The sequence below is a fragment of the Sulfobacillus thermosulfidooxidans DSM 9293 genome (assembly GCF_900176145.1).
GTDB classification, from domain to species: Bacteria; Bacillota; Sulfobacillia; order Sulfobacillales; family Sulfobacillaceae; genus Sulfobacillus; species Sulfobacillus thermosulfidooxidans.
Window position 1 is genome coordinate 2530381 of record NZ_FWWY01000001.1, and the last position, 8963, is coordinate 2539343.

At 52.6% G+C, this 8963-nt stretch carries 7 protein-coding genes and 1 CRISPR repeat array; all 7 genes read left to right on the forward strand.

Annotation, left to right across the window (positions count from 1 at the left end; all coding sequences use genetic code 11):
- Positions 1–494: 494 nt before the first annotated feature.
- The 7 genes from B8987_RS12570 (at position 495) to cas2 (ending at position 8336) form a co-directional block, all read left to right on the forward strand.
- Complete coding sequence (locus B8987_RS12570) at positions 495–2729, forward strand: CRISPR-associated endonuclease Cas3'' (RefSeq protein WP_020373620.1); 2235 nt, start codon at positions 495–497, stop codon at positions 2727–2729.
- Between the two features lie 151 nt (positions 2730–2880).
- Positions 2881–3597 (forward strand): type I-C CRISPR-associated protein Cas5c, encoded by a 717-nt coding sequence (cas5c, locus tag B8987_RS12575; RefSeq protein ID WP_100217825.1) that lies wholly within the window; start codon positions 2881–2883, stop codon positions 3595–3597.
- On the forward strand, positions 3594–5285 hold the full coding sequence (gene cas8c, locus B8987_RS12580) for a type I-C CRISPR-associated protein Cas8c/Csd1 (RefSeq protein ID WP_020373622.1): 1692 nt from the start codon (positions 3594–3596) through the stop codon (positions 5283–5285). Before cas5c ends, cas8c begins: the two co-directional genes overlap by 4 nt.
- A gap of 14 nt (positions 5286–5299) precedes the next feature.
- Complete coding sequence (gene cas7c, locus B8987_RS12585) at positions 5300–6268, forward strand: type I-C CRISPR-associated protein Cas7/Csd2 (RefSeq protein WP_020373623.1); 969 nt, start codon at positions 5300–5302, stop codon at positions 6266–6268.
- A gap of 2 nt (positions 6269–6270) precedes the next feature.
- Positions 6271–6861, forward strand: a complete 591-nt coding sequence (gene cas4 / locus B8987_RS12590) for a CRISPR-associated protein Cas4 (RefSeq protein ID WP_026040507.1) — start codon at positions 6271–6273, stop codon at positions 6859–6861.
- Between the two features lie 45 nt (positions 6862–6906).
- The gene (gene cas1c, locus B8987_RS12595; RefSeq protein WP_020373625.1) at positions 6907–7929 is read left to right on the forward strand and encodes a type I-C CRISPR-associated endonuclease Cas1c; all 1023 of its coding nucleotides are present in this window, start codon (positions 6907–6909) and stop codon (positions 7927–7929) included.
- Positions 7930–8054: 125 nt separating this feature from the next.
- The gene (gene cas2 / locus B8987_RS12600) at positions 8055–8336 is read left to right on the forward strand and encodes a CRISPR-associated endonuclease Cas2 (RefSeq protein ID WP_020373626.1); all 282 of its coding nucleotides are present in this window, start codon (positions 8055–8057) and stop codon (positions 8334–8336) included.
- Positions 8337–8502: 166 nt separating this feature from the next.
- A CRISPR array of direct repeats spans positions 8503–8896; the repeat unit is 37 nt; unit sequence GTCTCCCGGAGCAAAACCTCCGGGAGAGGATTGAAAC.
- Positions 8897–8963 lie beyond the last annotated feature (67 nt).

An 8963-nucleotide genomic window follows, 5' to 3' on the forward strand; every position in this document is an offset into this window, starting at 1 on the left:
GACAATAGAGCACATATTTTCATCCGAGCAGAATTTTGAAGAATGTGCATCGAATCTCTATGAAAACTGTTCGATTCGTTCTATTCTCCAATTGAAATGACATTGCAAATGCTAACGACAATTTACACTGATAGATAACTTAAGACCTACCAGGTCCTCTATGACACCGATGTTGGCATCAGTCGGGAAAAACGGTTCGCTCGGAACTAGTTAGAGGTTTTGCACTATGTCGGCGTGTTTCCATTCTGCAAATGCTTTAATGGACCAGAAACGATATTGATTCAGATTTTGATTTGAGAATGAATTATATCCCTACGCAACTGCCGGGCTCATAGATTAAAATCCAAAGGACGAGCTTGTACACAACTTTTTGCCCAGTGTGGTGAAAAATGCATGGACTTAGTTGGTTATGTTCCAGTCCAACTTAGTTCCTCACGAATTTGTTCTTTAGATGTGAGCTAACTTGTAGAATCGATAGACTCGGGGGTGATTTGATGGCAATCTATCTAGCACATACGGCGCCGAAGCATGGCGGGCATCCACAGCCCTTGAATGATCATCTGAGGACGGTTCGTGATTTGGCGGCCCAATTTGCGAAACCGTTAGGTTACGAGGATGAAGCCGGCTTGGCCGGATTACTGCACGATTGCGGGAAGTACGGCGATCGTTTCCAACAACGACTGCAGGGGAAGATGGCACATGTCGACCATTGGACTCTTGGGGCGTACTGGGCTTTCACCGTGCGAGCCTTGGCCGCGTCATTGGCGATTCAGGGACATCATGTGGGGTTACAACAATTTTCGTCCCCATTCTTTCAAAGCCTGCGTGACTTGATAGAAAACCAAGGCCGGAGCGCGGCGGGATTCGTGATGGCAGGTGACGCAACAGACACGTTAACGCGGTTTATCGAGGATGGTTTTGCCATCAACGCGCCTACACGCCCAGTGATTAACTCCTACCCGGACTCCCGCAAGGCCATTGAATTCATGCTAACCATTCGCTTTATCTATTCGTGCCTCGTTGATGCCGATTTCTTGGACACGGAGGCTCACTTTAACCAGACGCCCGACGGACATAAAACCTTTCGAGAGCGGCCGCCGAACCTGAATCCCGCACGTGCTCTCGAATTGGTTAAACAACATGTGACACGTCTCACGGAAATCTCTACGGCGAGTCCCGCTATTCAAAAGCTCCGAAACGCGGTGTGGTCCGCGGCCTTGACGGCGAGTGAGCGTCCGGGGAACTTATGGACAATGACGGCACCAACCGGGTCGGGAAAAACTCTGGCCATGCTGGCTTTTGCGTTAAATCATGCCCAGCAATTCCGAAAGCGCCGCGTGATCGTGGCGTTACCCTACCTGAATATCATTGAACAAACTGCGATGGTCTATCGCGCGGTACTGGCGGAAATGGGCGTCAATTATGTGGTTGAACATCATAGTCTTGCGGAGCGGAATGCTGACGATCAGGAGGGGAGCGGCCGATTAGCGTCCGACAACTGGGACGCGCCGATTGTTGTGACGACCACGGTCCAATTGTTTGAGTCGTTGTTTGCCAATCGGCCCGGCAAGGCCCGAAAACTTCATAATCTGGTGGATAGCGTGATCGTGTTAGACGAAATTCAAACGCTGCCATTGCCTGTTGTTGTGCCAACAGTGGCAGCTCTGGCGGCGTTGGGCAAAGTGTATCACGCGACAGTGGTGCTGGGAACCGCGACTCAGCCAGCGTTCGGCTGTTTACAGCCGGCTCTCGAGTCCATTACTCAGGCACAATATGACCCTCAAGAAATTGTGCCCACTCTGCCGCCGCTGCCCGTGCGCGTGCACTGGGAACTTCGGGATGAGCCTCAATCATGGGAAGCTATGGCCGTTGAATTGCGCGATTATCCGTCCTTTTTGGCCATCGTGAATTTAAAACGCCATGCCTTAGAACTGGCGGAGGCGTTGGGAGAAGAGGATGATGACTCGTTTTTTCATCTGTCAACTAATATGTGTTCGTTGCATCGGTCTCATGTGCTTGACCAAATTCGCAAACGGTTAAAGGACGGCTTACGGACACACGTCGTATCAACCCAATGTGTGGAGGCCGGTGTCGATGTCGACTTTCCTGTGGTGTACCGGGCGTGGGGCCCGCTCGACTCGCTAGTGCAAGCTGCGGGTCGGTGCAATCGCGAAGGAGGGTTGCCCTATCCCGGGCGCGTAGTGATTTTTCAACCTCAAGATGATGCCTATCCGACGGGTCCCTATCAACAAGCGACGCAAATTGCCAAGGCCTTATGGCGTGAGGACGTTTTTCATCTTGATGAACCGGAGGCGATGCGTCTCTATTGGGAGCGTGTCTATGGGACGACACGTCCCCATGAAACCTATTCCGAACTCTTAGAGGCGATTCAAGTTTGGGACTTTGCGGGTGTAGGGGAACGATATCGGCTCATTCCGGAAACCACCCTACAAGTCGTGGTGCCCTATGCGGAGGCATTCGATCTTTATGAATCCTTAGTTTTGGAAGCGCGGCAGCGTGGCCTTACTCGGGGATGGAGCCGTCGAGCACAACCCCTTTCGATCGGACTGTTTCGCCCGTCTCCGGATTCCTCTCTCTGGTCTTATCTCGAGCCTGTATTGTCCGACCAAGGCCAGGAAAGTGGGTGGTGGATCTTTCGGGATCGGGCGTATTACTCGGCACGTTATGGGCTTCGTGTGCCCAATCAATGGAGCTTATGGTATAGTTGAGCCGATTGCCATTAGGTGATAACGGCACGGCCGCGGATTGAAACCAATTGATTTAAATCAATAATCCCGCTCTTAACGACGGGATTATTTTTTACAATGATTGACAATGTGAGTATATCGAAGTACTTTAAAAGTACAATTAATTTAAGGGGTGGGACGATTGACGGGACTCGAAATCTGGGGGGACTTTGCGTGCTTCACGCGACCGGAACTTAAAGTCGAACGCTTTTCCTATCCGGTCATCACGCCGTCCGCAGCCCGCGGTATCTTCGAAGCGGTCTATTGGAAACCCGAATTCCGCTGGGTAGTCGATCGGATCGAGCTTTTAACGATGCCCCGCTGGATCGGTCTCCGACGGAATGAAGTCAAAGACAAAGCGCCAAGTGAGCGCACCATTCGTCAATGGATGACGGGCAAAACCAACATTGAACCGATCTGGGCCGATGGCGATGCTTTCTGGCTCGGGACCGATCAAAAAGGGCGAACCCAACGCCAAACCATGGCATTACAACAGCCGCATTACCGCGTCTTCGCGCATATTGAACCCTGGCCCGGTTATGAATCCTACCAGCGGAAATTTGAAGCGCAGTTTGAGCGACGTGCCAAACACGGGCAATGTATCTATCAACCGTATCTCGGATGTCGCGAGTTTCCCGCGTATTTCGCTTGGGTGGACGACCGCGTCGATAACCCAGTCAAGCCCATCGCGCTTGATGCTGATTGGGGATGGATGCTCTACGATGTGTTCTCACGGCAAATTCCCGGAACGCCCGAGGCATCGCCTCAGATCCAACTGTTTCGGTGTGTTGTGCGGTCGGGTGTCGTCGAGGTACCGCATTATACATCCGAGGAGGTTGTGTCATCATGATCCGTGAATTGGTCGATTATGCGCGCACGCATAATCTCATCACCCAACCGGGATATACCCAGAAAGCAGTTCACTGGGCCATTGATATCGCTCCGGACGGGCGGTATTTAGGAGTCACGGCGCTCGGGGACCCTTCTGGGCGGAATCATCGCGGCGTGACGTTTTCGGAAGCTCCCCACCTCGAGCAACCCGAATTGATCGCGGGTGGCCAGCCTCGGTGTCATTTTCTAATTGAAACAGTTGCCGTTGTGACGAATTGGCCGGATGAGAAGGGAAAAAACGCGGCCAAACACCGAGCCTTTCTTCAGCTACTGGCTAAGGCTAAGCCGGAGGTACCGGAACTGGCCGAGTGGGAGCGATGTTTACAAGATCCCTGGATCTTGGAGAAAATTCGGGCCGACTTAAAGCACCAACGTGCGAAGGGGACAGATCGGATTACGGTACGGATGGCTGGCAAGTTTTTGGTGGAGCGAAGAGACTGGCATCCCTGGTGGGATGCCTATCGCCGTTCGTTGCAGTCACCTGGGGAAGAGTCCATCGGAACCTGTTTGGTGACAGGAGAGCAGGGCCCGATCGCTCAAACCCATCCGAAAATTATGGGGCTGGCGGCGGTTGGCGGAAATTCCGCGGGCAGTGCGTTAGTAAGTTTTGATAAAGATGCCTTTTCTTCGTATGGATTAGTACAGGGAAACAATGCAGCGATTGGACGACATGTTGCTGTGGCCTACCAAAATGCGTTGAACGCCCTGATTCAGCGAGGTCTCACGTTGTCCGGGATCCGGGTCGTCTATTGGTATCGAGAGCCTGTCTCGGCCGATCAGGATTTGCTGGCTTTTCTCGGTCAACCTCGTAACGAGGATCGGGAACGGCAGGCCTTGTTCGAGGCTGAGCGCGGGCTGCGCCAAGTGTTGACGGGTGGAGAACCGGTCGCAATGACCAATCGCTTCTATATGCTATTACTCTCTGGAGTGGCTGGACGTGTCATGGTGCGATCCTGGTATGAGGGATCCTACGAAAATCTCCAACAGAACATTGTCCAATGGTTTTCGGACCTCGAAACGGTGCGCCCCGATGGCGGGCTGCCGCGCTTGCCTCCGTTTTCCGCTCTTCTGCGGCAATTGACCGTCCGCAAAGACGAAGAGGTGCCGGCGCCAGACGTTCGCGGGCTCTGGGAAGCAGCAGTGTTTAATCGGCCTATCCCGCTCGCGATCGCCCATCGCGGACTCAACCGGATCCGCCATGATATCGTGTTGGGCAATGTGCCACATCCTGATGTGATTGCCGTGATGAAAAGTTATCTCAATCGAAACAGAGGAGGGAACCGGATAATGAATCGTGCACTCGATCCCAATCGTCCTGAGGTTTCGTACCATCTTGGACGATTATTAGCGATCATGGATCAGCTATATGCTGCCGATGACCGAGACGCCCGAGGCCTGCTGGCGAGTCGCTATTTTCGCGCGGCCAGTACAACGCCTCTCGTGGTCTTCGGGCGTTTGCTGAGCCTCGCGGAATATTACTTGGCTCGGTTAGAATCTAACCAGCTGAAGCAGTGGTTTCGGAATCACTTGATGGAAGTGACCAATCGCATCACAGCCATCCCACGGTCCCTGTCCTTCGAGGACCAGGCCATCTTTGCCTTGGGATATTATCACCAACTAGCTCAATTGCGTGGGGGAAAAAACTGAGAGGAGCATTGATCATGGCTGAAATTCAGAACCGGTATGACTTTCTCTATGTGTTTGATGTCGAAAACGGCAATCCGAATGGGGATCCCGATGCGGCCAACTTACCACGGATTGACCCGGAGACACTGCAAGGTTTGGTCTCTGATGTGGCGATTAAACGTCGCATTCGCAATTATGTCCAAATCGCGCGCGGAAACCAGCCGCCTTATGCTATTTTTGTAGAACACGCCACGAATCTCAACACAAAAATTCAGCTTGCGCACGAAGCAACCGCAAACGGCAATTCAGGACTAAAAGAAAGTTCCAAACACCGAGTCCATGAGGCCCGCGATTGGATGTGTCAAACCTTTTTTGACGTCCGCACATTTGGGGCCGTGATGAGTACTGGCGCCAATGCCGGACAGGTGCGTGGTCCCGTGCAGATATCGTTTGCTCGGTCCGTGGATCCCATTATGACCATGGACATAACAGTAACCCGGGTTGCTGTGGCCGATCCCGTTAAAGATATCCAAACGGCTCAAGGACTGGCCCAATGGGAGCAAGAGCAAGACGAAGACAAGCTGCGAACAATGGGCCGCAAAGCCGTCGTGCCATATGGACTCTATGTCGGAAAGGGATTCGTTAGCCCTCATTTTGCCGCACGTTCGCGAGGGGGAACGGGATTTTCTGAGGAAGACTTAACCTTGTTGTGGGAGGCATTCCTGAACATGTTTGAACAGGATCGGTCAGCCAGTAAAGGCGTTATGACGACTCGGCGTCTCTTTATTTTCAAACATGTCGGCACGGATTCCAACCCCGATCAACGGGCACGTCAAGCGATGTTAGGGTGCGCACCAGCGCAATCGTTGTTAGAGTTAGGAAACGTGGTGACGATTCAGCGACAAGATGGGGTTGAGTATCCGCGGCGATTCGCTGACTATGAGATTCGTGTCGATGCTTCCCGGGTACCCGCGGGAGTGGAATTAATGGTTCTCGGCGGATGACGATGCGGCAAACACGAATTCCTCTATCGGCTCTCAACCATTTCGCGTATTGCCCTCGACGGTGTGCCTTGATTCATCAAGAGCAGGTGTTTGAAGAAAATCAATTCACGCTCGAAGGACGCGATCACCACCAGCGCGTGGATGCGGGATTCGTCCGAGACGGGCCTATCCGGATGGAAACCGCTGTCCACCTGTGGTCCGAACCGTTGGCACTCACTGGGATCGCCGATGTCGTCGAGTGGCATGGGGATGTTCCGTATCCGATCGAGTACAAACGTGGCGCCCGGCATGCGTGGATAAACGATGAGTTTCAAGTCTGTGCTCAGGGCCTGTGTTTGGAGGATATGCTGCATTGTGTCGTTCCGGCGGGAGCCATTTATTATGTGGAAAGTCGACGCCGCCGCGAGGTGGTGTTCACGGCGACGCTTCGGGATGCGACGCGGCAAGCGATTGAAGAGACACGTGCATTGCTGGATTCGGGCCGTATTCCGCCGCCAACGGATCATCGTGAACGGTGTCCAAATTGTTCGCTGATAGATCTGTGTCTTCCGGCCTTGTATGGTCAAGGCCCCTTAACATGGGATGGGGAATAATACGATGGTTGTCTAACCGATGAGCCGGGCCAAGGGAGGCGACTAATGATTATTCAAAATACGTTATTCTTAACGACTCAGGGCTCCTATGCCCATCTCGATCATGAAACGATTGTCGTGGAAGCGGAGGGGTCTGTGCTTATTCGCGTGCCGCTACACCACTTAGGAGGAATTGTCGCTTTTGGCAATGTCTTATTCAGTCCCTATTTGATTCATCGTTTGGCAGAGACGGGTAAGTCGGTTAGCTGGATGACGGAATATGGTCGGTTCAAAGCGCAAGTGCGTGGCGCGACGACGGGTAATGTCCTTCTGAGAATGGCGCAGCACAGGGCGGTCGAAGAAGCCGGTATCGCCATTGCCCAACGAATGGTATGGGGAAAAATCTTAAATCAGCGTCAGGTCTACATGCGGGCGAGTCGGGAGGCAACCGATCCTCAGCGTAAAGAGCGATTTACCGTGGTGACGAAAAGCCTACGAATGCTAGCAAAAATGGTGCCCAAAACTCAAGAAATAAATCGGTTACGAGGTGTCGAAGGGATGGCGGCTCGTATCTATTTTCGAAATTTTCCGTTTCTCATTCTAAAGAATCCGGAAGACTGGGGAATGACAGGGCGTAATCGGCGTCCCCCACGCGATGGGATTAATGCGCTCTTATCGTTTGGGTATGCTCTATTGCGAACAGAGTGTCAAAGTGCTTGTGAGGTGGTTGGCCTCGATCCGCAAGAAGGCTATCTTCATGTTCTCAGACCGGGGCGTCCCGCACTGGCTTTAGACCTCATGGAGGAGCATCGAGCGCATTTTGTAGATCGGTTAGTGTTGTCCTTAGTCAATCGGGGACAGGTTCGTCCCGGGGATTTTGATACACGAGTGGGAGGCCGCGTTGAGATGACGGACCGAGCTCGTCGGACATTTTTAGCAGCCTATCAGCAACGCAAAAAAGAAACCGTGCACCATACCGCTATCAATCAGACGGTACCGTTTGGGTTACTGCCGCTGATTCAGACAAGAATATTGGCCCGCGCACTGCGCGGGGATATTTCATCTTATCAGCCGTTTCTGTATCGTTAACCCTGAAGAGGAGAGTATCGTACTTTGACAGTTAAATAAAAGGTATTCCTGTGGGATCATTCTTAGAGTCGATGTGGCACGTGGTCCGGAACAGGACATGTGAAATGATGATAAAGGAGCGAACCATGCACATTTTAGTGGCTTACGATGTCAAAACAGAGACGGTGGAGGGACGAAGGCGCCTTAGGAAAGTTGCTCAACAATGTTTGAATTACGGGCAGCGAGTACAATATTCGGTTTTTGAATGTCAGGTCAACGAGATGACGTTATACAAATTGCAGACCGCACTTGAAGCGATTGTCGAACCCGATGAAGACAGTATTCGAATCTATCACGTTAACCCTTCTAAGACATGGGTCAAGGGAATCGATCGGTACGTGGATTTCGATGAGCCCTTAATTTTTTGATGCGCGGATCCCAAGTGACGATATGGGGACGGGAGGTTCGCGCCAGAACGACCGTCATCCTTCTGGGCGATGAAAAACTTTTTGATGGGTTAAAAAATTCTCTTGCAATCGGGTTCGCGAAATGCGACCCTGGAAACCATACGCCGCAACCATTAGCGGATACGGCGTCTCCCGGAGCAAAACCTCCGGGAGAGGATTGAAACACCCCGGATGCGGACCTGCCCCTCCCGTATTGGCGTCTCCCGGAGCAAAACCTCCGGGAGAGGATTGAAACTAGGTGGTCACATGGTAACCGGTCATGCTAAAGGGGTCTCCCGGAGCAAAACCTCCGGGAGAGGATTGAAACTTGCCGCAGCTTACCTCTCCAAAGCCCTTGCGCAGTCTCCCGGAGCAAAACCTCCGGGAGAGGATTGAAACGGAGGGGCGATGCGAAGGCAAGGAGGGGTTTGCGGTCTCCCGGAGCAAAACCTCCGGGAGAGGATTGAAACCCTTGTCCGGTTTGGTTTCGGGCGGCGGCGTTGCCGTCTCCCGGAGCAAAACCTCCGGGAGAGGATTGAAACCAGTTGGAGGGTTTCAGGGTTTTGCGGGTCTTTGGTCTCCCGGAGCAAAACCTCCGGGAGAGGATTG

Coding starts and splice junctions, on each gene's coding strand:
- B8987_RS12570 (WP_020373620.1), top strand. CDS start 495: ATGGCAATCTATCTAGCACATACGGCGCCGAAGCATGGCGGGCATCCA.
- cas8c (WP_020373622.1), top strand. CDS start 3,594: ATGATCCGTGAATTGGTCGATTATGCGCGCACGCATAATCTCATCACC.
- cas7c (WP_020373623.1), top strand. CDS start 5,300: ATGGCTGAAATTCAGAACCGGTATGACTTTCTCTATGTGTTTGATGTC.
- cas4 (WP_026040507.1), top strand. CDS start 6,271: ATGCGGCAAACACGAATTCCTCTATCGGCTCTCAACCATTTCGCGTAT.
- cas1c (WP_020373625.1), top strand. CDS start 6,907: ATGATTATTCAAAATACGTTATTCTTAACGACTCAGGGCTCCTATGCC.
- cas2 (WP_020373626.1), top strand. CDS start 8,055: ATGCACATTTTAGTGGCTTACGATGTCAAAACAGAGACGGTGGAGGGA.